The 23,355-nt window shown below is 51.6% G+C and carries 22 protein-coding genes, 1 tRNA gene and 1 riboswitch; of the genes, 7 read left to right on the forward strand and 16 right to left on the reverse strand.

Going from position 1 to position 23,355, the window contains the following annotated elements; all coding sequences use genetic code 11:
• Nucleotides 1–27 precede the first annotated feature (27 nt).
• From BN2373_RS02040 to BN2373_RS02100, 13 genes are all read right to left on the reverse strand, one after another.
• The gene (locus BN2373_RS02040) at nucleotides 28–399 is read right to left on the reverse strand and encodes a DUF1667 domain-containing protein (protein WP_053942527.1); all 372 of its coding nucleotides are present in this window, start codon (nucleotides 397–399) and stop codon (nucleotides 28–30) included.
• Between the two features lies 1 nt (nucleotide 400).
• Nucleotides 401–1,660: an NAD(P)/FAD-dependent oxidoreductase gene (locus tag BN2373_RS02045; RefSeq protein ID WP_053942528.1), complete on the reverse strand. Its 1,260-nt coding sequence runs from the start codon at nucleotides 1,658–1,660 to the stop codon at nucleotides 401–403.
• A gap of 10 nt (nucleotides 1,661–1,670) precedes the next feature.
• Nucleotides 1,671–3,098 (reverse strand): NAD(P)/FAD-dependent oxidoreductase, encoded by a 1,428-nt coding sequence (locus BN2373_RS02050; protein WP_053943467.1) that lies wholly within the window; start codon nucleotides 3,096–3,098, stop codon nucleotides 1,671–1,673.
• Between the two features lie 328 nt (nucleotides 3,099–3,426).
• Complete coding sequence (gene trxB, locus BN2373_RS02055; RefSeq protein ID WP_053942529.1) at nucleotides 3,427–4,368, reverse strand: thioredoxin-disulfide reductase; 942 nt, start codon at nucleotides 4,366–4,368, stop codon at nucleotides 3,427–3,429.
• A gap of 109 nt (nucleotides 4,369–4,477) precedes the next feature.
• On the reverse strand, nucleotides 4,478–5,083 hold the full coding sequence (locus tag BN2373_RS02060) for a glycerol-3-phosphate responsive antiterminator (RefSeq protein ID WP_053942530.1): 606 nt from the start codon (nucleotides 5,081–5,083) through the stop codon (nucleotides 4,478–4,480).
• Nucleotides 5,064–6,530, reverse strand: coding sequence for a sensor histidine kinase (locus BN2373_RS02065; protein ID WP_053942531.1), 1,467 nt, complete (start codon nucleotides 6,528–6,530; stop codon nucleotides 5,064–5,066). The genes BN2373_RS02060 and BN2373_RS02065 overlap by 20 nt, the downstream gene beginning before the upstream one ends.
• Complete coding sequence (locus BN2373_RS02070) at nucleotides 6,527–7,207, reverse strand: response regulator transcription factor (RefSeq protein ID WP_053942532.1); 681 nt, start codon at nucleotides 7,205–7,207, stop codon at nucleotides 6,527–6,529. The genes BN2373_RS02065 and BN2373_RS02070 overlap by 4 nt, the downstream gene beginning before the upstream one ends.
• Before the next feature lie 266 nt (nucleotides 7,208–7,473).
• Nucleotides 7,474–8,127 (reverse strand): phosphate signaling complex protein PhoU, encoded by a 654-nt coding sequence (gene phoU, locus BN2373_RS02075; RefSeq protein ID WP_053942533.1) that lies wholly within the window; start codon nucleotides 8,125–8,127, stop codon nucleotides 7,474–7,476.
• A 15-nt stretch (nucleotides 8,128–8,142) separates the two neighbouring features.
• The gene (gene pstB / locus BN2373_RS02080; protein WP_053942534.1) at nucleotides 8,143–8,895 is read right to left on the reverse strand and encodes a phosphate ABC transporter ATP-binding protein PstB; all 753 of its coding nucleotides are present in this window, start codon (nucleotides 8,893–8,895) and stop codon (nucleotides 8,143–8,145) included.
• Entirely contained in the window at nucleotides 8,885–9,787 is a 903-nt protein-coding gene (pstA, locus tag BN2373_RS02085; protein WP_082337969.1) for a phosphate ABC transporter permease PstA, read from the reverse strand. The genes pstB and pstA overlap by 11 nt, the downstream gene beginning before the upstream one ends.
• Nucleotides 9,787–10,662, reverse strand: a complete 876-nt coding sequence (pstC, locus tag BN2373_RS02090) for a phosphate ABC transporter permease subunit PstC (RefSeq protein WP_053942535.1) — start codon at nucleotides 10,660–10,662, stop codon at nucleotides 9,787–9,789. The genes pstA and pstC overlap by 1 nt, the downstream gene beginning before the upstream one ends.
• Before the next feature lie 95 nt (nucleotides 10,663–10,757).
• A complete protein-coding gene (locus BN2373_RS02095; protein ID WP_053942536.1) occupies nucleotides 10,758–11,717 on the reverse strand; it encodes a substrate-binding domain-containing protein in 960 nt (319 codons plus the stop codon).
• A 278-nt stretch (nucleotides 11,718–11,995) separates the two neighbouring features.
• A complete protein-coding gene (locus BN2373_RS02100) occupies nucleotides 11,996–13,288 on the reverse strand; it encodes an FAD:protein FMN transferase (protein WP_053942537.1) in 1,293 nt (430 codons plus the stop codon).
• A gap of 549 nt (nucleotides 13,289–13,837) precedes the next feature.
• On the opposite strand from BN2373_RS02100, the gene BN2373_RS02105 reads away from it, so the two are divergent.
• Nucleotides 13,838–13,911: transfer RNA gene (locus BN2373_RS02105), tRNA-Val, on the forward strand.
• Nucleotides 13,912–14,069: 158 nt separating this feature from the next.
• On the opposite strand, the gene recR is transcribed toward BN2373_RS02105, so the two are convergent.
• Nucleotides 14,070–14,687, reverse strand: coding sequence for a recombination mediator RecR (recR, locus tag BN2373_RS02110; RefSeq protein ID WP_053942538.1), 618 nt, complete (start codon nucleotides 14,685–14,687; stop codon nucleotides 14,070–14,072).
• Nucleotides 14,687–15,022: a YbaB/EbfC family nucleoid-associated protein gene (locus BN2373_RS02115; protein ID WP_053942539.1), complete on the reverse strand. Its 336-nt coding sequence runs from the start codon at nucleotides 15,020–15,022 to the stop codon at nucleotides 14,687–14,689. Before BN2373_RS02115 ends, recR begins: the two co-directional genes overlap by 1 nt.
• A gap of 229 nt (nucleotides 15,023–15,251) precedes the next feature.
• Nucleotides 15,252–15,349, forward strand: a riboswitch (THF riboswitch).
• 108 nt (nucleotides 15,350–15,457) lie between these two features.
• On the opposite strand from BN2373_RS02115, the gene folE reads away from it, so the two are divergent.
• From folE to BN2373_RS02140, 5 genes are read left to right on the forward strand one after another with little or no spacing between them, the layout of a single operon-like run.
• On the forward strand, nucleotides 15,458–16,015 hold the full coding sequence (gene folE / locus BN2373_RS02120; RefSeq protein WP_053943469.1) for a GTP cyclohydrolase I FolE: 558 nt from the start codon (nucleotides 15,458–15,460) through the stop codon (nucleotides 16,013–16,015).
• 1 nt (nucleotide 16,016) lies between these two features.
• Nucleotides 16,017–16,526: an HD domain-containing protein gene (locus BN2373_RS02125; protein WP_238379612.1), complete on the forward strand. Its 510-nt coding sequence runs from the start codon at nucleotides 16,017–16,019 to the stop codon at nucleotides 16,524–16,526.
• A 46-nt stretch (nucleotides 16,527–16,572) separates the two neighbouring features.
• The gene (gene folP, locus BN2373_RS02130; protein ID WP_053942541.1) at nucleotides 16,573–17,436 is read left to right on the forward strand and encodes a dihydropteroate synthase; all 864 of its coding nucleotides are present in this window, start codon (nucleotides 16,573–16,575) and stop codon (nucleotides 17,434–17,436) included.
• On the forward strand, nucleotides 17,430–18,269 hold the full coding sequence (gene folK, locus BN2373_RS02135; protein ID WP_053942542.1) for a 2-amino-4-hydroxy-6-hydroxymethyldihydropteridine diphosphokinase: 840 nt from the start codon (nucleotides 17,430–17,432) through the stop codon (nucleotides 18,267–18,269). Before folP ends, folK begins: the two co-directional genes overlap by 7 nt.
• Nucleotides 18,259–19,545 carry a bifunctional folylpolyglutamate synthase/dihydrofolate synthase gene (locus BN2373_RS02140; protein WP_053942543.1) on the forward strand — a complete coding sequence of 429 codons (1,287 nt, stop codon included), beginning with the start codon at nucleotides 18,259–18,261 and terminating at the stop codon, nucleotides 19,543–19,545. Before folK ends, BN2373_RS02140 begins: the two co-directional genes overlap by 11 nt.
• Nucleotides 19,546–19,550: 5 nt before the next feature.
• Here BN2373_RS02140 and dnaX read toward each other — a convergent pair whose 3' ends face one another.
• Complete coding sequence (gene dnaX / locus BN2373_RS02145) at nucleotides 19,551–21,386, reverse strand: DNA polymerase III subunit gamma/tau (protein ID WP_053942544.1); 1,836 nt, start codon at nucleotides 21,384–21,386, stop codon at nucleotides 19,551–19,553.
• A gap of 412 nt (nucleotides 21,387–21,798) precedes the next feature.
• Between dnaX and BN2373_RS02150 the strand changes: the two genes are divergently transcribed.
• Nucleotides 21,799–23,268, forward strand: coding sequence for an ATP-binding cassette domain-containing protein (locus BN2373_RS02150; RefSeq protein WP_162200043.1), 1,470 nt, complete (start codon nucleotides 21,799–21,801; stop codon nucleotides 23,266–23,268).
• Nucleotides 23,269–23,355: the final 87 nt, after the last annotated feature.

The following is a 23,355-nucleotide window of genomic DNA, read 5'->3' on the forward strand; positions in this document are numbered from 1 at the left end:
CAACACTTGGATGTTCTCATTCCTTCTTCACCGGCGTGCTGGCCGCTCTTGAGTAGCCACCAGGGCTACACCGGTCCCTCCAATGTCCTCTTTGATGATATCTCCCACATGGACAGGGGCATCGACCGTGAGGTGCCGAACCTCGTCCATGACATCAAATATTTTCGCCTTGCTCACAGGCTCTTTTGTTTTTACAGCGACAAGGGGCATGGTCCCTCCCATGAGGTGGACGGTGGAGCAGACCATACGCTGGGGGTTGGTCACTTCTTTTTTCGCATAAATTTCCCCTCTTTTACAGGTGTTGCCCGTAACCGAGACCACTTGACCCTGGTCATCGACTTCCACTTTCATCTGGCAACCGAGAGGGCAAGAGATGCAGGTTAATTCATGAATAGTCATGTCAATCCTCCACTCTAATCTTAATCTGAGAGGGCTTGATCCGGAAGGCGTCCTCTTTCTTTATGGTGACCTGCTCCATCTGTCCGGGAGCCAGGGCATGCTTCTTCTGGCGAGAGACCTCTTCCCCATCCATAGTCACCACAACCGAAGAGAGGTGGGAAGTCTTCCGCACCCGGAAAGAAAGCTTGACCTCATCGGCCATGGTCGATAGGTTAATGTGCTGGGGCAAAGTATAAGTCACGCCATCACCGGGGGTTACGGGAACCGGCTCATCAGACGGATCCGTAAATTCATCTTTGATATATAAAGCCGCATTGCGACCCGCGATCATGGCTTCTTCTGAAACGTTATCCACCAGGTCATGAACATGGAGGACGTTGCCACAAGCAAAAATACCCGGAACAGAAGACATCCACCGGTCGTTAACCGCTGCACCCTTGGTCAGAGGATCACGACGGATCCCCGCCTTCCAGGTCAGCTCATTTTCAGGAATCAGACCAACGGAGAGAAGGACGGTATCACATTCAATGAAGCGTTCGGTTCCTTCAATCGCCTTCATATGGTCATCCACCTCTGCCAGCCAGACCCCGGTTACCCGTTCCTGGCCCACGATCTTGGTAATAGTGGTGTTGAAATAGAGGGGAATATCGTAGTCATCCAAACACTGGACAATGTTTCGCTTAAGTCCGCCGGAGAAAGGCATAACCTCAGCAACACAGACGACTTCAGCCCCTTCCAGGATCATCCGGCGGGCCATGATGAGCCCAATATCACCGGAACCCAGGATGACTACCCTGTGGCCGGGCATATAGTTGTCGATGTTCATCAGACGCTGGGCTGTTCCGGCAGTGAACACTCCGGAAGGACGGGAACCCGGTGTGTTAAGGGCACCCCGAGGACGTTCCCGGCAGCCCATGGCCAGGATGACCGCCTTGGGATGGATCTGGGTCAGGCCATCCTTCCGGCTCATGAGAGTGACAGTCTTATCCATGGACAGGTCGATGACCATGGTATCCAAAAGATAGTCAATCCCTCTTTCCCGGACCATTTCAATATAACGCTCGGCATATTCCGGTCCGGTCAGCTCCTCTTTGAACATATGAAGGCCGAAACCGTTATGTATGCACTGGTTAAGGATGCCGCCCAAAACCTGGTCTCTTTCTACAATTAAGATGGACGTCACTCCACTATCATAGGCTTGGCAGGCTGCGGCCAGTCCCGCCGGCCCTCCGCCGATCACGACTAAATCATAGTCTTTCATGTCGTCCTCCTTACTTCACATGCCCGGTTAATAGATAAGCATCCAGGTCTTTTTTGTTGATTTCATCCCAACCGACACCCCACTCCTGGGCAAGAAGCTCGATGAGGCGAGGGGTGCAGAAACCGGCCTGGCAGCGACCTGCCGTTGCCCGTACCCGACGCTTAATCCCATCCAGGGACTTGGCTCCCAGAGGATGACGGATTGCTTCCAGGATTTCACCTTCCGATACGGATTCACATCGACAAATAATCCGTCCATAAGCCGGATCTTTTTTGATCAATTCCTGGCGTTCTTCGAGGGACATTTCCCGGGTTTTGGTGAAACCCTTTCGCTCTGCGATAAAGTCTTCATTTTCCGGCAGCTGTAGCCGTTCCTGGACTAAGTTTGCCATATACACGCCTATGGCAGGAGATGAGGTTAATCCCGGAGATTCCACGCCCACGCAGTCGAAGAAGCCCGGCTTGAACTCCTCAAGAATGAAATCCCCGCCTTTTTCATGGGCTCGAACACCCGTAAATGACGTAATGACCAGGGAATAAGGAACGCCCTTGATCATGTGTTCCGCTGACTCCTTCACATAATCCAAACGCTCCTGCGTGGTCTGAGTCTGGTCTTTTGAAGGAACGAATTCAGATGTTGGTCCTAACAAAACATTGCCATCAATTGTTGGCGAAACGAGAATTCCTTTCCCCTTATCCGTAGGCAGGTTGAAGATGACGTGGTTGACGATCCCATCCGCATCCCGGTCCAGGAGCATATATTCGCCCTTTCGTGGAAGGATTTGATAGTCATCTTCCTTGGACGCCATATTGTGGATCCGGTCGGAATAGAGACCGGCTGCATTGACCACTGCCCTGGTCTCATAGACTTCATTTTGGGTCCGGACCAACCAAGTTCCGTCCTCGCCCTCTTCGATGCCGATGACCCTTTGGTAGAACTTAAAGTCAACTCCATTCACATTAGCCTGTTCAGCAAAGGCGATGGTGGTCGCAAAGGGATCGATGACTCCGGCCTCCGAGCAATAGAGACCGGCTACAATCTCATCGGTAATATTTGGCTCCATCTCCAGGAGCTCCTCCCGCTCAACAATTCGCATGCCCGGAGTCTTGTTCTCCAAGCCTCGTTGATAGAGTGCCTCAAGTGCCGGCCGATCTTCTTCACTGTGGCAAAGGACAAAGGTTCCGATTTTGTGGTAGGGAAAGGCCAGGGTCTTGGCCATCTCCTCCATCATGGCAATTCCTTCCATGTTCATTTTTGCCTTCATCGAGCCGGGTTCCGCATCATAGCCCCCATGAGCAATGCCGGAATTGGCTTTGGATGCCCCTTCGCATACATCACCCTTTTCCTCTAGGACCAGAAAGTTTCCTTTCTTCTTAGAGAGTTGGTAGGCAATGGAAGATCCCGTGACACCGGCGCCAATGAGGATGACGTCATAGATTTCTTTTTTCATTTGATACCTCCATGGTTTTTGTCCGGGTTGGATACGTTTTCAGCGATCGGCGAATTTTTGGCAAAAAACCGAAAGCCCAAGCCGGTCCTCATTTGCCTTCATAAAAAAATGGGCCGGCCAAGCCTGCCCAATGACAATCTATTCGAGCAAGCGAAAACCTATCAAGCACTACCGCTCACTCTTCTCAAATAGTAGTTACTATACGTTTAGTATACTCGTAGAAAAAACGCTTGTCAAATGTTTTCCTAAAAAAAGAGTCCGGTTTTACCCGGACCCCGATCAAATGGCCTGATGCAAAGGTTCACGACCATTCCTTTTAATATTCCGTTAAGGATTTCTCGACCATAAGGGCGGCGATGGCCCCATCCGCACAGGCGGTGACCACCTGACGGAAGGCTTTTTCCCGAACATCCCCGGCCGCATAGACCCCGGGAACATTGGTCTGCATATTCTCATCCGTAACCACATACCCCTGCTCGCTCAGGTTCACCTGATCCTTGAAAAGGTCCGTGTTGGGAAGGTGGCCGATAAAAACAAAAAGTCCGAAGAGTCCGTCATCAGGATCGGCCTCAATGACCTTTTTTTCATCCGTTTTTACATTTCGGACAACCATTTTATTCAAGATAGGATCCCCTTCCACCTCTTCTACGACGCTATCCCAGATGAAATCCAGCTTGTCGTTGGAAAAGGCCCGTTCTTGAATGGATTCCGTTGCACGGAGCTTGTCTCGCCGGTGGATGATGGTCACCTTTTTAGCGAACTTAGTCAGGTAGATGGCCTCTTCAACGGCAGCATCCCCTCCGCCCACGACATAGATCTCATAGTCCTCAAAGAAGTTGGCATCACAGGTGGCACAAAAAGAAATACCCTTGCCGATGAACTTGTCCTCATTTTTGCAGCCGATTCTCCGGGGGTGGGAACCGGTTGCCAGGATGACATTCTTTCCCCGGTAATCCCCTTCAAGGCCATGAAGAACTTTGATCTCCCCTTGCAAATCGACGGACTGAATCGTATCGGTCACCCGGTCGGCACCAAAGCGGTCCACCTGCCGGCTCATCCGATCAACCAGGTCGGGGCCCGACTCCCCTTCCACCATCTGTCCGGGATAGTTTTGGATGTCGTTGGTGTCGGCGACCTGGCCCCCGACTTGGGCCTCCTGGATCAGCAGGGTATCTACCCTCGCCCGTCCACTGTATATGGCCGCTGAAAGTCCGGCCGGTCCTGCTCCCAGGATAATATTGTCATAAACTTTTTCCATACTTCCTCCTTATGAAGAAAAAGGCCCTAAAAAAGGGTCTTTCTTTCGGTTTTCCTTTTTTCACTTTCTTTTCTACCGGCGATTCCTATGTATGTATACCCTCCGGGACTTATTTGCTCGCAGGATCATGGGGAAGAACGAAACGGTCAGCCTGGGCCCAAAGATCTGAAGAAGAAGAGGATAGGGCTAACCCTCCATGCTCAAGAACGGCCAAGCCTTGTTCCTGGGTTCGAATAAAGCCGCCGGCAATAATGGGAATATCCACTTTTTCCTGTATCTCAGGGATAACCGTGGGAATGATACCGGGCAGGACCTCGAGAACCGTGGGGCGGTGCTTATCCACCTGGCTCTGGAGATTCTTCAAGGAAAGGGAGTCCAGGAGGAAATAGCGAAGAATGGAGAAAAAGTGGTTTTCATGGGCTTTAGCGGCCAGGTTGGGGTGGGTGGTGATAATCCCGTCAGCCTGGATAACCCGTTGGAGGTAGTCCACAGTCATCTCATGACTGGACAGGCCCATGATGAGGTCAAGGTGGACGATGGCCATCTTCCGTCGACCTTGGATGCGTTGAACAACCTGAGGAAGGGTCATGATGTCCCCATAAAGAAGAAAGATGATCGTGGGCTTTGACCGAAGGGCGATGTCCAGCTCCTTATCGGACTTCACCGCCATAATCATTCGCTCTTTTTGAATGGTTTCAAGTGCCCGCATTCTCATTGTTTTCTCCTTTCTTATTCCTTGCTCCGGTTTCTATAAAGAATTCATCCCTGGTGTAGTTAGTCCGTCCGTTTTTGGGATCCTTAGGCAGGCCAATGGTAAACCTAGACCCCTTGCCCAGGGTGGATTCCAATTTAATCCAGCCCTTGTGAATGGCGACGGAATGCTTGACCAAGGAAAGACCCAATCCCGTTCCATCCTTGTCGGTCTTGGTTCGAGCGGCATTGACCACAAAGAATCGCTCAAAAATGTGCCCCTGATCCTCCTCGGAAATCCCGATCCCATTGTCTTTCACCGTCAAGTGGATCCAATTCTCGTCCTCGGAAAGCTTCACCTCCGCCTGGGCATGATCCTTTCCGGCATATTTAATGGCGTTGGAAATGAGGTTATCCACAATTTCTTCGATCATCCTCCGGTTCCCCGTCATATAAATGGCCGGTTGGTCAGCTCCCGGCTCCAGGCTGGTCCAAAGGGAATCCCTAAAGCCATCTACTGCCGGAGGCTCTTCAAGATTCTCGACCGGGGAATCCTCTGGATTCTCGATGGAAAGCACTCGGGCACTGAGGTCAACGCCATGTTCCAAGGCATAATCGGTTCGATTGGCCAACTCATAACCGATGATTTCCGTCAGGTTAAATTCTTCCAGATGGTTCATATAGGCCATGCCCGTATCAAACTTAGAAAGCTGGATAACCTGATCGATAATGGTGAGGAGGCGGTCACCCTCCTTGCGGATGATCGAAGCGAAACGCAGGCTATCCTCTTTATCAACCTTTCCCGACTCCATCATTTCGGCATAACCGATGATAGAGGTCAGAGGGCTCTTGAGTTCATGGGAAATGTTGGCTGTAAACTGCCGACGCATATTTTCGTTTTCACGAATTTCCCGAAGCTGGTCAGCAAATACCCTACGGTCTTCAGGTGTTCCCAAAAGATCAGCCAGAGCCTCCTCCTCCTCAATCGGCGGAGCTTCCACCGAATAGTCTCCCCGAGTCAGCGAGGCCAGGTAGGAAGCCATGGACCGGAAGGGGCGAAGTGCAGCCCGATAAAGACGACGTGCAAGGAGGACAGAGAAAAGGGCCATAAAAAGAAGGAAGGCGAGGATGGACTTCCCCAGTGAAAAGAAAATCTCCCGGTAACTGATCGGATGAGATTTCACTTCATAACGATTGCCCTGGTGGTCATGAAAGCTGGGGTTTTGCGTCCGGCTTTCTTCGTTAATGAGTTGGATGTCAACCCGAGAACCTTCTTCCTTCTCTTTCGATCGGGAAATCACTTGATTTAAGGCATCCTTCGGCATTCCTTCAAAACTGCTGGCAATAGACTTTGCCATATCATTTTCCAGCGTTGCGGCTGACTGAAGGGCTGCATTAAATACAAAGGGCAAAGAAATCAAAATCAGGGCCAGGGAGGCCAGCAAAAACCGAATACGAAGTCTCTTTTTCATAATTCTGCTTCCATCTTATAACCGACATTGCGGACAGTGTGAATATAACGGGCTCCATCGCCTAACTTATGGCGAAGGGAACGGATGTGGACATCTACCGTCCTGGTCTCCCCCGCATACTCGTAACCCCAAACTTCTTCCATGATCTGGTCCCGGGAAAGAACCAGTTCCAGGTTATCCATTAAGTAATAAAGGAGTTCGAACTCCTTGAAGGTCAACTCAACCGCTTTTCCGTCAACTTCAACGGTACGCTTATCAGGATCCAGGCACAAGGATCCCAATTGGAGGACCTGGTGTTTCTCGCTAACTCCGTAGCGGCGGAGTATAGCCTTGATCCGGCTAAGCAATTCCATAACACCGAAGGGCTTGGTCACATAGTCATCCGCCCCCATATCCAGCCCCTTCACCTTATCATACTCCGCCGTCTTTGCTGTCAGCATCATGACGGGAAGTCTCCGGGTGGAAGCATGGGTTTTCAGCTTTTGAAGAATATCGTAGCCCGATTCCTCCTCCAACATAATATCCAGGATAAAAAGATCGGGAAGTTTTTGGGCCATGGCCTGATATAGGGATTCCGCATCTTCAAATCCATTAGCCTGAAATCCATCGGCCCGCAAAGCATAACAAATCAAATCACGAATATTCTGGTCATCCTCAACAAGATAAATGATTGGCATTGTCGGGAACTCCTCCCATCAGCAAGTCGACCAAAGATCCGGTCTGTTTGAAAGCATTTCTTTATTTTATTATACCCATTCCCTCCGTCCTATCCGGCGGAGAATACTTTTTTGATAAAAAATCCAGATGTCCGGGAAGATCGCATAAGAAGCTTCTCCCTATGAAAAACAGGACAGACCCGATAGGCCTGTCCTGTTTCCAGGAAAAACTATCCCCTCCGATCGATTGATTTTGGAGGTGTGATGGATCGGAGAGGAAGCCGGCTCTAATCAGCGTGAATTTTCTCTCCTGTTAAAGAAAAGTATATGGATTCCGCAATATTGGTAGCATGGTCTCCAATTCGTTCCATATACTTAGCCACCATCATGATGTCGGTCAAAATCTCTGCTTCCAGGGATCCTTCCTTGATTTCTTCGATCACTTCTTTTCGGACCCGGATAAAGAGATCATCCATGATGTCATCGGATTCGCAGGTCTTTTTCGCTAAAGCCGAATCCCCCTTGATGAAGGCGGCTACGGAATCCTCAATCATGATAACGGCTTGTTTGGCCATTTCATTTAAGGTTCCCAGCTCCCGCTGTTCATAGCCCTGGTCCAGCATTTGGAGAACCAGGTGGGAAATGTCTTCCGCCTGATCGCCGATTCGTTCCAAATCCGTATTCATATAGATGGCGGCGGAGAGGAAGCGGAGGTCAGAGGCAACCGGCTGCTGACACATGACCAGACGGATGGCCTCCTGGTTGATCTTGGATTCATAGTCATTGATGAGCTTTTCGTTGTCAATGACTTGCTTTGCCGGTTGGGAATCTCTATCCGTCAGGGCATGAATGGCTTTCTCCACAGCCTCTGTACAAAGCTTGGACATGTTCATCAAATCCTGGTTGAGTTGGTTCAACTGTCGCTCAAACTCGTTTCTCATCATAGCCTCCTTATATCAACCAAACCGGCCGGTAACATAGCGTTCTGTCTGTTCATGCTCAGGATTTTCGAAGAGGTCTACTGTAGGCCGACACTCAACGAGGTCCCCCAGGTAGAAGAAGGCGGTCTTATCCGATACCCGTGCAGCTTGCTGCATATTGTGGGTGACAATCACAATGGTAAATTGTTTTTTGAGATCAAAGAGGAGGTCCTCAATCTTGGTCGTAGAAATCGGATCCAAGGCGGAAGTCGGCTCATCAAGGAGGATAACCTCCGGTTGAACCGCCAGGCAGCGGGCGATACACACACGCTGTTGCTGGCCTCCGGACAGGGCCGTTGCGGATTTATTGAGTTTATCCTTGACTTCATCCCAGATGGCTGCCTGTTTCAGGGAAGTTTCTACAATTTCCTCCAGCTTTTCCTTATCCCGGACTCCATGAGTGCGAGGGCCATAGGCGACGTTATCGAAGATCGTTTTGGGGAAAGGGTTGGGTTGCTGGAAAACCATACCCACCCGCCGGCGGAGGTCATAGACATCCACATCCTTGTAGATGTCCTTGCCGTCCAGGGTCATGGTCCCTCCGATCCGGAAGCCCCGGACCAGGTCGTTCATCCGGTTGATGGACTTGAGGACGGTGGACTTCCCGCAGCCTGAAGGGCCGATGAAGGCGGTGATTTCCTTCTCTTCAATGTCCATGGAAACTCCCTTGATGGCTTCAAAATCACCGTACCAGCAATGGAAGTCTTCTAGTTTCAGTTTAATCGTCATTACCCGTCTCCTTCTTGCTGTAAAAATTCTGAATAAAGGTGGATAGACCATTGATGGCCAGGACCACAAGTAAAAGAATCACGGCGGTGGCATAGGCCTGGTCTTTATGAATCCCCTCGGTTTGGAGGAGGTACATATGGATGGCCAGGGTTCGTCCATTCATCATGGGACTGGCGTACTGGGACATGGACCCGGCAGTATAGATCAGGGCTGCTGTTTCTCCGACAATACGTCCGATGGTCAAAATAACCCCGGAGAAAATCCCCATGGCGGCTGCCGGAAGAACAACCTGAAAAGTCGTCCGCAGCTTGGTTGCACCAAGGCCGTAAGAAGCCTCACGCAGGCTCATGGGAACGGCCATGAGGGCTTCTTCGGTAGACCGGATGACCAGAGGAAGGGTCATAAACCACATGGTGAGGGATCCGGAGATAATGGCATTGCCCCAACCGATAGAGTTGACGAAGAAAATCATACCGAAGAGACCGAAAATAATGGAGGGAATACCCTGGAGGGTCTCTGTCATTAATCGGGAGATGGCGACAAATTTGGAACCCGGTTTCGCGTATTCCACGGTATAAATCGCCGTTGCTACACCGACAGGGATGGTCAGGATTAAGGTCATGAAAATCAGGAGAAGGGTGTTCCAAATGGAAGGCATCATGGACTGGTTTTCTGTCGTCCAGTTTAAGGAGAAAAGCTCTCCCCTTAAGTGGGGGATGCCTTTGACCAAAACTTGAATAATCACTAAAAGAAGCATGCCGATGGAAATAAAGATGCCCAGTCCAATCAGGAACTTGGTAATGTTGGCCCCGATCTTATTCCAGGCAGGGCCCCCCTTCTTCTGGCCGGCATTGACGAAAGAGTTTGTCTTTTGTTCTTTCTGATCTTCCATTATTTATCCTCCTTTCCCTTCCCATTTCTTTTGGTGAGGTTGAAAGCAAGGTTGATGAGAAGGATAAAGACGAAAAGGACGGCACCGGTAGCAATCAAAGCTTCACGGTGGAGCCCCCCGGCATAGGCCATCTCGGTAGTAATGTTGGTGGTTAGTGTTCGGCCCATTCCCCACAGATTCTTGGGAAACATGGGTGCATTGCCGATGACCATCGTCACCGCCATGGTTTCACCGATGGCCCGACCGATGCCCATAATGACCGAGGAGAGGACACCGGAGGAGGCGGCAGGAAGGACAACCGTAAAGATGGCTCTTTCCTTCGTTGCCCCAAGTCCGATGGCTCCTTCATAGAAATGATGAGGTACGGCAGCTATTGCCGACTGAGATAACGAAATGACGGTAGGAAGGATCATGATGCCCAAAAGAATCATGGCCGCACCAATCGAGAGGCCGTAGCCCCCCGCCAGCTTGCGGATGAGCGGAACCACTTCCTCTAAAGCCCAAAGACCGTAAACAACAGAAGGAATGCCGGCCAGGAGGTTAATCCCTGCTTGGAAGTAATGCTTGATCCCCTTGGGGCAGTAAAACACCATAAAAATGGCGGCGAGAATTCCAATGGGAACGCCCAGAATTGTCGCCCCAATTGTGACATAGATCGATCCGGCGATCATGGGCAGAATTCCAAAAATGCCATCCGACGGCTTCCAAAGGTCACCCAGGACGAAGTCCGACATCCCGATTTTAGCGATCGTCGGAATGGCTGTGGAGAAAACAAAGAAACAAATCAGGCCAACCGCAATGATTGATACGGCCGTGGCCGCAATAAAGACCACATTCATGACTTTATCTTTTGTGGTGACATTTTCGCTGGTCATGAATCCTCCTTTCGGTCTGTATTTCATACGAAAAAAAGAGAAGCTCAGGGCCCGAACTTACGGGTCAACCCCAAGCTTCCCTTTCAGATCGCGTCTTATTTTCCTAATTTTGCCCAATCCGTGATTTCGCCGGTGTAGATCTGGCGAACCTGGTCAAGGGTCAAATTCTCGCAAGCATTGTCAGGAGCGACAATAACGGCGATACCATCGATGGCAATGACGGTGGCTTCAACGCCGGCTTTGGTTTCTTCGTCCTTGATCTCACGAGAGGCCATGCCGATATTGGCATTTCCGTCGATGACGGCCTGGATTCCGGCACCGGAACCGTTAGAAGTAAAGTCGAAGGTGACACCGGGTTGAACCTTCTTATAGGCTTCCATGAGCTTTTCCATGTAAGGAGTCACAGAGGTTGAGCCCTGGATCCGGATTTCACCCTTGAGATCTTTGGCCTTTTCATAGGCAGCGGCTGAAGAATCAGCGGCAATTACACCGGATTCTCCGGCAAGAGCCTGTCCCTCTTTGGACATGATGTACTTCATGAAGTCGGCAACAACTTCGTTGTCCTTTTCTTCAGCCTTGTAGGCAATGTTGAAGGGACGCTTGAGAGCATAAGAGTCGTTGATGACATTCTCTTCGGTCGCTTCAACATCATTGATCTTCAAAGCCTTAACGGTGTCATTCAAAGAGCCCAGGGAGATGTAACCTACAGACTTTGCATCAGAAGCAACGTAGGTGATGACCTGGTCGGTTCCATTTTGGATGGCGGCATCGGGTTTGGTCATGTCGCCTTTGTCGGTCTTTACGCCGGTGATTTCAACGAAAGCACCGCGAGTACCGGATCCTTCTTCACGAGAGACAACGTTGATGGTTCCTTCTAAAGCCGTACCTTCTTTCGGTGTTTCGGAGGAAGATTCAGCAGCAGAGCTTTCCATCGAACTTGTCGGAGCTTGGGAAGAGGATTCTTTGGACCCGTCATCTTTGTTGCCGCAGGCGGCCAGGGTAACGACCATGGCGAGGGCAAGGAGGAGACTTAGAACTTTCTTTACATTCTTCATGGATGATTTCCTTTCTTGATGTGCAATGTTTGCTCTCAATCTTTGAGATGTTAACTTCAATCTTTCGCTCATAACACGTTTAGCATAGAGGTTCCCCATTAAATCAAAGTGACCTTTTCTGTTAAATCCCTGTAAAGAAATGCGGAAAATCCTTTGCCTATAAAAGAAAAAATCCCCCTGCCTTTTCAGGCAGGGGGATCGGAATGGTTAGTTCGGGATTACCCTAATGGGCCGGTTGCAATGTCACCAGGCTCCGGGCATTCGGATGAAGACCTATTCTAGTTGCGGACCTCCAAGGCACCGGACAGGTTGTCGGTTGAAGTTACTCGGTTGTTGAAGTCCACCCAGATGACACCCAGGTCGATTCCTTCTTTTTTATAATTCTCTAAAACCTGAGTCGCCTCTTCCCGGTTGCAAAGGAAGAAAGTCGTGGAAAGAAAATCAGCCAAGCCACTATCCCCGGTCACCACGGAAACAGAGGGGTAGAGGGTGCCCGGATAAAGGGTCTTGGGGTCGATGATATGGTTATAGCGTTTCCCATCCACGATAAAAAACCGCTGGTAGTCTCCGGAGGTGACCATGGAACTGCCCGCCTCCATCTTCATCGCTGCCAGGGCCTGGTCTCGATCGTTCGTCTTGGGATCTTCCACGCCCACTTTCCACGGCCTTCCCTGAGGGTGATTGCCGAAAAGGCGGACATTTCCGCCGGCGGAGAGAAGTCCATTCTTCAACCCCATGGCTTCCAGTCCCTTAGCCACCTTTTCTGTGGCATAGCCTTTAGCGACGGCCCCTAAATCCAGGGCCATCTTGGGATCATCGAAGGCCACGGTCCGGGCTTTTTTATCCAGACGAAGTTTCGACGGGTCGGTATGGCGGTGGGCCTCCTCCAGGGCTGCCAGATCGGGAAGCCGGGCTTCTTTGTCGGAAGCTGATCCATGGCTCTCAATGGTCTCGGACTGATCCTGACCCCCGCTCGCAGAACCTGTTCCTTCATGGACCCCGGCTGCCTCCCGGGCCTCATGCCAGAGGGAGAGGACCGGACCCAGAGCGATGTTGACCTTGCCCAGGCTAGCCTCATAGTGATCCAAAGAAAACGCCAAAACATCAAAAAGATCGGGATCCACCTCCACCGGGCCCTTCCCGGCCAGGCGGTTGACCGTCATGACCGAAGTCAGCCCCTCATATTCGTGGTAGTTGTCATAGAGCTTATGGAGGCGGAGAAATTCATCATGGGTGTAGGTAAGATATTTCTGAAAGGTCTCCTCATCCGGTGCAAAATAAGTCAGGGTCACCACCGTATCGAAAGTATCGAAGAAGGTTCCCTGACCCTGGTAAATCTTCTTTCCCTCCGCATCCTCGACATATTCCCCCTGGCTGAGGGGCTTGGCCGCCATCTCCTCCGGCGTGATCTCTCGGATTGAAGAAGTTTCCTGAGATCCACGGGATTCTTGGGTGGCAGCCTGAGCCGGTGCCTCCCCCGACGACGAGGGCAAGGCAGGCACATTTCCCCGACAAGCGGACAGAGCCATGAGCCCCGCTATCAGAAGGGCAAATCTTCTTTTTTTATTCAAACGATCCTCCTTTGGAGTTACTTGTGTTGTGGGGTGGCGGAGGCCCACTGATGGCGGTCCTACTGGTGGTAGCCCACTGGTGGTGGCCAGCCCCCCTAGTTTGGGATTTTTGGGCAACTAGGGGGAATGCCGACTCCCCCTAGTTTGGGGTTTTTGGACGACTAGGCGGAATACTAACTCCCCCTAGTTTGGATTTTTTGGACGACTAGGGGGAATGCTGACTCCCCTAGTTTGGGGTTTTTGGATGACTAGGGGGAATACTGACTCCCCCTAATTTGGGGTTTTTGGACGACTAGGGGGAATACTGACTCCCCCTAGTTTGGGGTTTTTGGACAACTAGGGGGAATACTGACTCCCCCTAGTTTAGGGTTTTTGGACGACTAGGGGAAATACTAACTCCCCCTAGTTTGGGATTTTCGGGGAACTAGGGGGCCGCAGGGCTCATGGCACCAGGGTCTGAGATCCAACTGACCACCACAGACCGCCTCCTCATCAAAAAACTTGCAAATCCCTTTTCCGTTTAGTATACTATTGGAAGTTCATCTCTGTGGACCATTAGCTCAGTTGGTTAGAGCGCCACGTTGACATCGTGGAGGTCGCTGGTTCGACTCCAGTGTGGTCCACTCACCAGGCCGGAAGGAAGTCCTTCCGGTCTTTTTTTATACAAAAGGGGCGACCGCCAAATCTGTCCGAGCCATACCGGACCAGCTTCCAAGCCGCCACCTGGGTCGGCCCGGGCCGGGCAGCCGCCGAAACTGCTGCCGGCAGCCCTTCGACAGCCCTAGTCCAGCTCCCGCCGGTCCTCCATGGCTTTGGAAAGGGTGAGCTCATCGTAGTATTCCAGGGATCCGCCAACCGGGATGCCAGAGGCGATCCGGGTAACCCGGATGTCCTCCTGCTTGAGGAGGTCGGCCAGGAAGAGCATGGTGGTCTCCCCTTCAACGGTGGGAGAAATGGCCAGGATCACTTCCTTGATGGGCTGACCATCTTCCTTGGCTTGGCGGATTCTTTCCAGGAGATCTTCGACCCCGATCTGACCCGGGCCTAGATCGTCCATGGGAGAAAGAAGAGCACGGAGGACGTGGTAGAGACCAAAGTAGTTTCCGCCCCGCTCGATGGCCATGAGGTTTTGAACATCCTCCACCACGCAGATCAGATCCCTCCGACGCTTAGGGGAAGAACAGATGGGGCAGATCTCCCCTTCGGTAATATTTCCGCAAATTTTGCAGGGGTGGACCTTGTCCTTGACATCAAGGATGGCCCGGGCGAAGGCCTCCAGAACCTGGGGATCCTGGTTGACCAGGTGGAGGGCCAGACGCTGGGCGGTTTTCTTGCCAATGGTGGGAAGCTTGCGGAACTCCTCCATGAGCCGGTCCAGGGATTCAGGAAAGACTTCCATTATAGACCCGGAATATTGAGGCCACCGGTGATCCGGCCCATTTCGGATTCGTTAAGGTCTTCCACCTGCTTGAGGCAGTCATTGACCGCCACCAGAACCATGTCCTGGACCATGTCTACATCTTCGGGATCCAAAATTTCCGGGTCAATGGTGAGGGAAAGAAGCTCCCGCTTCCCGTTCATGGAGCAGGTCACCACGCCACCGCCTGCAGAAGCCTCAATGACCGTCTCATTGACCTTCTCCTGGGTCTCTTCCATCTGCTTCTGGATCTGCTGCATCTTCTTCATCACGTTGCCCATGTTGGGGCTACCGAAATTTCCACGTCTTCTCGCCATTCCTATCTCCTTCTATTCCATTTATTAGCAGTCCCTTGCCCGAAATGACAAGGTCCTCTTCCCGACCCCCGCCGGGGCCGTCTGAAAGTCGACATTTTCTTTCCCATTATATATGAAAATACGTTGAAAATACCAACCGGACCCAATTCCTCAGCAATAGATCGGTTCTTTTCTTTATTCAATTCTTTTGTGCTTTCCCCCGGGAAGGGTATAATAAACGTAAATATCTTGCAAAATGGCAGGATGCGTAGTGTTCTCGGAATCGGGATTTGTTTCGGGAAACGAATGGGCTTTGAGCCTGCGGTATCCTTCCATTATCCCGTTGCTGGAGGAAGCGGGACTCGGGTCCCGTTTTTTTTGATTGTTCTTGCCTGCGGAAGACTAGGGATGGTCTCCAAAATTCGCCGCATGCTGGCAAAAAAAGGAGCACAAACGATGAACCAAGAAAAAATTCAATCGGCTGTCCGTCTCTTCCTGGAAGGCATTGGAGAGGACCCCGACCGAGAGGGTCTCCAGGGAACGCCGGACCGGGTAGCAAGGGCCTGCCTGGAAATCTTTGGAGGAAGCGATGAAGCCGTTCGCCAGGCTTTATCCGTACAATTTGAAAGCCAATCGGAAGGTCTGGTCGTGGAAAAGGACATTCCCTTCTTTTCCATGTGTGAACACCACCTCCTTCCCTTCTATGGAAAGGCTCACATTGCCTACCTCCCCCAGGGGAAGGTGGCCGGCCTATCTAAGCTGGCCCGTACCGTGGAAGCCTATGCTCGCCGACCCCAGATCCAGGAGAAGCTGACCCAGGAAATTGCCGAAGCCATCATGGACCGGCTTCAGGCAAAAGGAGTCCTGGTCGTCTTGGAGGCTGAGCATATGTGCATGACTATGCGGGGCGTAGCCAAGCCCGGAGCGGTGACCGAAACCTATGTCTGCCTGGGGGCCATCGAAGAGGGTAGCCCTCTGGTGGACCGGGTTCTGGCCATGATCCATGGCCGGTAACATGGTAGGGCCTGATCGATCCATGGACCGGGTCCACCGGATCCTGGACCACCCCCTCTTCCTTCGAGAGCTTGCTGCTATCGAGGAGTCCGAGCACGACCGGATCTACTGTGGCCATAATTTGACCCACCTCCTGGATGTGGCCCGGATCGCCTGGATCCTCAACCTGGAGCAGGGTCTAGGTCTAGCCAAGGACCTGGTCTACGGGACGGCCCTCCTCCATGACCTGGGCCGGGCAAGAGAATACGACCAGGGGGTTTCCCACGACCGGGCATCTGTCCAACTCGCCCGGACCATCCTTCCTCAAGCAGGCTACACACCTGAGGAAATTCGGATCATGGAAAGGGCCATCCTGGGCCACCGGGGCCATGGCCCGGGGCCGGAGGATGAAGGCCCCCTGGCCAGCCTCCTCTTCGAGGCGGATAAGAAATCCCGGGCCTGCTTTGCCTGTCCTGCTGCAGAAAGCTGCAAGTGGCCGGAGGACAAGAAAAACACCACCATTGATTTTTAGCCCCTTGGAAATCATGGGAGCAGAAATATAAACAAAGGAGACTTTGATGAAGATTGGAAATAGGGAATTTGATTTAGAAAACAAAGCCTATATCATGGGCATCTTGAACGTCACCCCCGACTCTTTTTCCGACGGGGGCAGGTGGAACGATTTGGACCGGGCCATGGCTCACATCGAAGACATGATTGACCAGGGGATGGACATCCTGGACCTGGGCGGGGAATCCACCCGGCCCGGCCACGTCCAGATTTCCGACCAGGAGGAGATCGATCGGGTCCTCCCCGTCATCCGGGCCATCCGAAAGAATTTCGATGTTCCCATCTCCCTGGATAGCTACAAAGGACCCGTGGTCCGGGAAGCCGTCAAGGAAGGGGTTGACCTGGTCAACGACGTATGGGGGCTCAAGTATGACGATGAACTGGCCTCGGTCATCGCTGAGTCTGGTCTCCCCTGCTGCCTCATGCACAACCAGCCGGAAATCTCCGAGGACATGACCTACCGGGACTACTACAAAAAGGTCTGGAAGGACCTGGAAGAAACCCTGGTCCTGGCCGAAAAGGCCGGCATCGCCAAGGAGAAGATCATCCTGGACCCCGGGATCGGCTTCAAGAAAACCTACGACCAGAACCTGGCCCTGGTCCGCCACTTCGGCTACCTTAAGGGGCTGGGCTACCCCCTCCTTTTGGGCACCTCCCGGAAGGGAGAACTGGGCCGGGCCACCGGACTCCCCGTCGACCAAAGAGTGGAGGTCACCGCCGCTACCACGGTCATTGGGGTCCTGGAAGGTGCCTCCATCTTCCGCGTCCACGATGTCCGTGAGAACAAGCGGGCTATGGACATGGCCATGGCCCTTTGTGCCTATAACGGGCCGGATAAAAATGACCCCTTTTGGGAGAAAGCGGAATGGTAATGGACAGGATCCACATTGAAAAACTCACGGTCTTCGCCCACCATGGCTACTATGATGAAGAAGCCCGCTTGGGTCAGAAATTCCAGGTGACCCTGGACCTCTTCCAGGACCTCCGTCCGGCCGGAACGGACGATGCCATCGGATCTACCACCAACTACGGGGAAGTCTGCCTAAGCGTAGACCAGTTCATGCGGGAAAACCGCTTCGACCTCATCGAAACCTGTGCTGAGGGCCTGGCCTCCCATATCCTGAATGCCTATCCCGGCGTCCGGGCCCTGGACCTGACCATCCACAAGCCCTGGGCCCCCGTCGGCCTCCCGGTGGAGGACCTCTCCGTCACCATCCACCGGGCCCGCCACCGGGTTTTCCTGGGCCTGGGATCTAACATGGGCGACCGGAAGGCCTACCTGGACGGGGCCATCCAGGGGCTCAAGGAAGCCGACCAGGTCTCCCTAATTCAGGTTTCTTCCTATATAGAGACCCCACCCTATGGCCTGGTCGACCAGGACCCCTTCCTCAATGCGGTGGTGGAAATCGAGACCACCCTGGCCCCCTACCCCCTTCTGGACCTTTGCCAGTCTTTAGAGCAGGCGGCCGGACGGGTCCGAAAGGTCCATTGGGGTCCCCGAACCCTGGACGTGGACATCCTCTTTTATGACCGGGAAATTCTGGGCCTGGACCGCCTGGCTGTCCCCCACCCCGACCTGGTCAACCGGGCTTTTGTTTTGGAACCTTTGGCAGAGCTTGCTCCCAACTTCATCCACCCGGTCAATAAGCTAACCATGGCCAAGTGCCTGGAGGTCCTGGAAAAGAAGGCGGACCATGAAGACTGACCAGGCAATAAATTTCTATAAAAATGCTGAAAGTCGGGGGATCCGGCCCGGTTTGGAACGGATCCGCGACCTCATGGACCGCTTGGGCAATCCCCAGGACCGGACCCCCTACATCCATGTAGCCGGAACCAACGGTAAGGGGTCGGTCGCCCTCATGACCGCCCAAATCCTCTCCCAGGCCGGCTACCGGACCGGCCTCTTCCGGTCTCCCGCCGTTACCACTTTCGAAGACCAAATCCAGGTGGACGGGAAGCCCATCTCCTCCAGGGACCTGTCCCGGGAGACGGAAAAAATTCAGTCCGCTGCCGACCAAATGGAAGATCCCCCGACCTCCTTTGAAGCCCTGACCGCCCTGGCCCTCCTCCACTTTGCGGAACAAGCCTGCGACCTAGCTGTCATCGAGGTGGGCATGGGGGGATTGGAGGATTCCACCAACATCATCCCACCCCCTCAACTTGCCCTCATCACCCGGTTGGGCCTGGACCACCTGGGGGTCCTGGGCAATAATCTGGCTGAAATTGCCGGCCAAAAAGCCGGTATTATAAAAAAGGGAACCGGGGCGGCCCTGGCCTATCCTTCTGAAGAAGAGGGGTTGGCTGCCGTGGCTGAACGAGCCCGATCCGTCCAAGTCCCCTTCCGAGTGGCGGATCCCGGGAGGGTCGCTTTGCAGAAGATGAACCTGGATGGCCAGGTCTTTGACTGGAAATCTACCGAAAATGAGCAAACGGTAAGCTTAGAAGACCTGACCCTCCCTCTCCTGGGCCGCCACCAGCTGACCAATACCGCCCTTGTCCTAACCGGCATCGAAACCCTCCGAACCATGGGTTATGACATTCCGGATGAAGCCATTCGCCGGGGGCTGTCCATGGCCCGCCTGGCCTGCCGGATGGAGGTCCTCAGCAAGGATCCCCTCTTCCTTCTTGACGGAGGGCACAATCCCCAGGGGGTAGCCAGCCTGGTTGACCTCCTCCGGGACCTCTCCCTTTCCAAAGTCCACTTCCTCATGGGTATGCTCAAGGATAAGGACGTGGACCACGTTATCGACCTGGTCCTCCCCTTGGGCGCTTCCTTCACCTGTATCACACCCAACCACCCCTCCCGGGCTTTGTCCGGAGAGGACCTGGCTCGGAAAATCCAAAAAAAAGGAGGCCCGGCCCAGGCTTTCTCCACCATGGAAGAAGGCTTGGATCGAGCCTTGGCGACCGGACATCCGGTCGTGGCTTTTGGGTCTTTCTATACCGCAGGACCCCTGCGGAAGCTTTTCTTTAAGAAATAACCCACCTATTCAATACGAAGGAGGTCTTCAGGAAAGACCGCTTTGATCTTGTCCAAGGGAGTCGACGGCCCAACCGGGTCTGCCGGCTCTTTTTTTTCCTCCGGCCGGGAAAGAGGCCGGGGGCTAGGTGCGGACCCTTTTTTCTCCCGGGCGGAACGGTCCTTCTGAACCCCCTCCATCATTTCCAGGCTGATGTGGAGGGTATAGTCGGGACCCAGAATTTCTCGGAAAACCTGGGCTACTGGACCCTCATACTCTTTTTTCATGATGGGCCCCAGCGTTTCATGGGTGTAGACCAGGTAGAGGTCTTTGCCCAGGGCAACCAGGTCATCGTATTTCTTAAAAAGGTAGGCCGGGACAGAATTCCGGGCGGAAAAATTGTCCAAGATCTCGCCCTCATGGTCCCTGAGCCAGGCCAGGGGGTTTCCTTCAACCGATGAGGGGTCGGCCTCCGGTTTGGAATTTGAGGGAGGGGCTGGTGTCCGAACTTCCTCCGGCTCAGGCTCAGGAGCTTCCTGAGGAGCCGGGCTGGTCGGCTCCGGCTCAGAAAGATCCTGGGGAGCCGGGATTGGTGGCCCGGAAGGCTCATCCTTGGGACTTGATGTCCCGTCCTTATCCCCTGCCGCTAAAGCCGTCAAATTCATGGCCCGGATAGCCTTGTCCACCTCCTCCCGGACCAGGGCCCGGGGGATCTCCCAACGCTGGATGGTCTCCGCCTTCTCCTCCAAGGCAGCCAGGCGGGAGGCCAGGGACTTCCGGTCCACATAGTTGACCAGGCGGACCAGGCCGGCCTGGAAGACGGCTTCCGAAAAGTCCGACCGGCGGATGACTTCTTCCGTCTCTAAAAGGAGGGAGAGGGAATCGATGATCCGGTCCATCTCCACCTCATCCACCAGGTCCTGGAGCTCCCGGACTTGGGCAGGATCCAAGGGGAGCTTATCCTTTTGGTCCATGCCCTTGACCAAGAGGAGGAGGCGGAAGTATTCGACCAGTTCCTTGATAAAAGTATGGGGGTCCTTCCCCTGGTCCAGGAGGTCCTGGGAGAGGGAGAGGGTTTGGGAAAGACGGTTTTGGAAGATGGCCCCAACCATCTCGGACATGGATTGGTAGCCCACGGTCCCCAGGATGGCCTGGACGGTTTCTTCATCGATGGTCTTCCCCCCACCTGCCAGGACCTGGTCCATGAGGGAGAGGGCATCCCGCATGGCCCCGTCAGCAGCAATAGCCATGGCGTGGAGGGCGGAATCCTCGACCGTCAGGTCCAGTTCCCCGGCGATGTGACGGATGTTCTTCTCAATGGAGGGGATGTCCAGGCGCTTGAATTCATAGCGTTGGAGGCGGGAAAGGATGGTGTCGGGGACCTGGTCCGGGTCCGTGGTCGCCAGGATAAAGATGAGGTGGTCGGGGGGCTCTTCCATGATTTTCAGGAGGGCGTTGAAAGCCTCCCGGGTGATCATGTGGGCTTCGTCGATGATGTAGACCTTGTACTTGAGCTGGGAAGGCGGGTAGACCACATGCTCCTTGAGCTCCCGGATGTCATCGATCCGGCGGTTGGATGCTGCATCCATCTCTACCACATCCAGGGTGGTTTCCTCCAAGATGGCCTTGCAATTTTCGCATTCGTTGCAGGGGTTCCCGTCCACGGGGTGGAGACAGTTGACCGCCCGGGCAAAGATTTTTGCACAGGAAGTTTTCCCGGTTCCCCGGGTTCCCGCAAAAAGGTAGGCATGGCCCGGCTGTCCGGACCGGATTTGGTTTTTCAGGACGCGCGTGATATGGTCCTGGCCCAGAACCTGGTCGAAAGTCTTGGGCCGGAAAGCGCGGTATATGGCTTTTTTCATGGTATCCTCCATGGGTCATTTTACCATAGGTATTTTACAAGTATTGGCATTTGCCTAGCAGATATTATTAATCATTACCTTTTATCTCACTTTCAATTCCCATCATCATATTATAATATGGTGTAACTCGATGCTCCAAGATGAATGTTATCAATGTGATGATTTGCTGGCGTGTATGAATTTGTCTTGCGAAAAAAAATAGTGATAGACGGAGGAAATGATTATATTTGTGTTTGTAAACAATAGTTATAATCATTAATTAAGAATGAAAATAATATTGCAATATCTAAGTGAATATAAAAAAGAAAGCTTTCTAGTAAGTTTTCTTCAATTATTGGTTTGGGGAATGCAAACAATAACGCAGCTCCTCATGATCAGAACTTTCGAGTATGCCATAAAACTAGATGGAAAAATGTTTTTCATCTATACCTGCATTTCCATTTTATGTTGGGCTTCTTATTTTTATTTAAATTTTATCCTAAGTAAATCACAGGGCAAATTAATTATTAAGCTAAATTCTCATGTGAGAAATAAGATGTTATCAAATTTAATCAACAAAGGATTCTATGAATTTTATTCAACCGACACAGGAAATTACCTTTCAAGCTTAACAACGAATATCAAACAAATTGAAACTTTTGCCTGGGAACCTTTTTTTAATGGAATTGGGCGAATGGGACAAATTATGTGGTCGCTCATTGCTCTAGCATATCTGGATTGGAGCCTAATCAGTCTAGCAGGGATAACATTGGTAATCATGTTCTTTGTTCCTAAATTCTTCCAAAATAAGCTTGAACATTTGGGAGAGGCTTTCTCAACCGTCTTAGGAAAATCAACATCTAAATTTAAGGAGATTTTACTGGCTTTCGGCGTGTTCAAATCATTTAATAAAGAAAACCTTTTTATCTCTCTTGGGAATCGTTATGGACAATCAACAGAGCAGATAAATTATGAATTGAATATCACAAAGGATAAGATTTCACTGTTTTTAGCTTTTTTGAATGTACTTATGCAACTATTATCCGACTTATTAATACTATGGCTTGTTCTAAAAGGAAGATTAAGCCTTGCTGTACTTGTCGGGGGAAGCAATCTGATTTCAAGCGTTTCGAATGGATTTAATGAAGTAAATAGAAGTCGACTTTCAATAGCAAGCTGTAAAAGCTATTTTGAAGATGCTGAGAATGTAATTATAAATCAGAAGAAAGAAATTAAGGACTTTGCCATAAGGGAGAGAATAGAGGTTAAAAATCTGACCTTTTCTTACTCTGAAAAAGTGATTTTTAGAAATTTAAATATTGTATTTTATATAGGAAAAAAACACTTGATATTAGGAAGATCCGGATCCGGAAAATCCACTCTACTGAAAATATTGTTAGGCTGGTTTGATAAGTATGACGGGCAAATCCTATACGACGGAGTCGATCTGAGAACTATTCCCAGTTCGCATCTAAATAAGGATATTAGCTATATTGATCAGAATTTATTTCTTTTTAATGATTCTATCAAGAATAATATTACACTCTATGATAAATATGATGAGGAGAAAATCAGTAGTTCGTTATATGAGAGTTCGTTAAATGAGGATATAGAGCATATGCCGGACGGGATAGATACCATTGTCGGTGAAAATGGAAATAATATTTCTGAAGGACAAAAACAACGAGTTGTTATTGCCAGGGCCTTGATCCATGGAAAATCAATTCTGTTTGTTGATGAAGGAACAAGCTCCTTGGACAAAGATAATTCACTGAGGATTGAGAAAACCTTGCTGAATAATGAAAAACTGACATTGGTATATATAGCCCACTCAATAACGCATGAAAGTCTCAAGAAATTTGATTACATTTATGATCTTGATCAAATGATGGTAAAAAAATGATTTGTTTGCTATACGAATAACCATCTCAGTTGTAAAGACACAAAAGTCAAAAAGTTTCAAAAAAAAACTTGACAGTGGCCTGAAACT

Source organism: Kallipyga gabonensis (genome assembly GCF_001286805.1).
GTDB lineage: Bacteria > Bacillota > Clostridia > Tissierellales > Peptoniphilaceae > Kallipyga > Kallipyga gabonensis.